Annotated in this window: 2 protein-coding genes; one reads left to right on the top strand and one right to left on the bottom strand. The window is 67.6% G+C overall.

The features are described from left to right. Positions 1 to 609, bottom strand: a 609-nt coding sequence (locus QN345_RS18725; RefSeq protein ID WP_323509070.1) for a hypothetical protein, incomplete at its 3' end; no start/stop codon positions are given. A gap of 222 nt (positions 610 to 831) precedes the next feature. Here QN345_RS18725 and kduI point away from each other — a divergent pair. Continuing rightward, a complete protein-coding gene (kduI, locus tag QN345_RS18720) occupies positions 832 to 1680 on the top strand; it encodes a 5-dehydro-4-deoxy-D-glucuronate isomerase (RefSeq protein ID WP_134445951.1) in 849 nt (282 codons plus the stop codon). The last annotated feature ends 23 nt before the right edge of the window (positions 1681 to 1703 follow it).

Raw genomic sequence — 1703 nt, 5'->3', positions numbered from 1 at the left:
CAGTGCGGCATTCGCGACGACGACCGCGGTGAAGGCCTTCGGCAGTTCCCCGTGGGTGATGGCCGCGGCACGCAGTGCGCGAACGGCCGCGGTGACAGCATCCCGGGCGTTTTGATCGGCAGCGGTCTGCACACCGACCGCGGTCTCCGCTGCGGTGGCTTCCGCCTCCGCGATGGCCTGGAGCCGACGCACGACGACGGAGTGAGCTTCGGCGATCGCCCGGGCGTAGCCGCCGTGAGCGGCCAAGCTCAGTCGGTCTCGGGCGACGTTCAGCTGTGCGATCAGGGCCGGGTCGACGACACCGACCAGGCGCCTATCGAAGTCATCCAAGGGGAGAACGAAGAGGGCGACTTCGGTGCGCAGCGCCGCGAGTTCGCTCACGGCTCGTGCGGCTGTCGCCGCGAGGGTCGCACGCTTGGTGTTCTCGGCGACGACCCGATCGTGTTCGGCCGATGTCAGCGGGATGCCGATCCCGGCGGTAAGGAGAGTCGCGAGACCGACAGCGAGTGTCAGGAAGAACCACGTTCGCTGTTTCCGGGACCGCGCGGGGACCCGCACTGTGGACCCGTCGGCAGTGGAGGTCGTGTCGGTTCCTGCGCCGGTGCGCATGCGGTCCTCGCTTCATCGGTGATCGTGGGACATCGGCTGGGCATCCACGGGATTCACCAGCGCACCTCTCGTCAGGCTATCGGTTGGCCGTGCCGCAGCCGGAGCCCCCGTTCGAGGCTCGTCGCACCAGTCTGACGGCCGCGGTCGGTTTGACTGAGGACGCGCCAGCGCCCAGAATGGAACTAAGTTCCATTTTGGGGCCGTGAAGCGCAAGGAGTCTCCGTGCAGATCCGCAATGCCACCAGCCCGACCGAAGTCCGGGGAATGACGACCGCCGAGCTGCGCGAACGCTTCCTCGTCACCGACCTCTTCGTCGACGACGAGCTGCGCGCCGTCTACTCCCACGAAGACCGGGTCATCCTCGTCGGGGTCAGCCCCGTCACGGCCCCGCTCACCCTCGAGAGCTTCCCCGAACTGCGGACCGACCACTTCTTCGAGCGCCGCGAGGCCGGGATCGTCAACGTCGGCGGATCCGGAACCGTTGTCGTCGATGGAGTGCCGTTCGCCCTCGGACACGGATCGTGCCTGTACATCGGCCGCGGGGCATCCGTCGTCGAATTCATCTCGGACAGTGCGAGCGCCGCGCCCGAGACCGAAGACTCCGCCCGGTTCTACATCTTCTCCGCGCCTGCCCACACCGAATACCCGACCACGCTCGTGCCCGCGGGAACCGGTATCGTCCGTGAGCTCGGCGACCAGTCGACCTCGAACCGCCGCACGCTCAACCAGTACATCCACGAGAACGGCGTGCGCAGCTGCCAGGTCGTGATGGGCGTGACGAGCCTGCACGAGGGCAGCATGTGGAACACCATGCCCGCGCACACCCACGACCGCCGCATGGAGGCCTACCTCTACTTCGACCTCCCCGAGGCCGCCCGCGTCGTGCACCTGATGGGCGAGCCGACCGAAACCCGCCACCTGATCGTCGCCAACCGCCAGGCGACCATCGCGCCGAGCTGGTCGATCCACTCGGGCGTCGGCACCTCGAACTACTCCTTCATCTGGGCCATGGCCGGCGAGAACCAGTCCTTCGACGACATGGACGCCGTGGACATCACCGCCGTTTCCTGATGACTGCTGACCTGGCCGGCGAG

This window comes from Cryobacterium sp. 10I1, from assembly GCF_035019805.1.
Taxonomy (GTDB): Bacteria; Actinomycetota; Actinomycetes; order Actinomycetales; family Microbacteriaceae; genus Cryobacterium; species Cryobacterium glucosi.
Note: the sequence above shows the minus strand (reverse complement) of the source record. Positions and strands in the feature narration are given on the sequence as shown.